The 236-nt window shown below is 39.0% G+C and carries 1 protein-coding gene; it reads right to left on the bottom strand.

What is annotated here, in order from left to right; translation table 11 throughout:
• Window positions 1-236, bottom strand: a 236-nt coding sequence (locus ETC07_RS16455; protein ID WP_136249352.1) for a GNAT family N-acetyltransferase, incomplete at both ends; no start/stop codon positions are given.

Below are 236 nucleotides of genomic sequence, written 5' to 3'. Positions count from 1 at the left end.
AACAAATTATCCAAAAGAAGCTGTGCAACAGACTTCCCTCTGTATTCAACATTGACAAACATCTTTTTCAGAACAGCTTGTCGTGCATTAAATTTGACGATACCAAGTGTCCCAACAACTCCCTTCTCTTCATCAACAGCAAGCCAAAATTGGCTGTAATATGCATGAATATCTTGCAAGTCGGGTTGATCTGCCAAATCAACAGCAACTCCAAATTCTTCCTTCTGAATAGAAAG

Source organism: Halomonas borealis (genome assembly GCF_004798905.1).
Classification (GTDB): Bacteria; Pseudomonadota; Gammaproteobacteria; order Pseudomonadales; family Halomonadaceae; genus Halomonas; species Halomonas borealis.
This window is presented reverse-complemented; position numbering and strand designations above follow the sequence as displayed.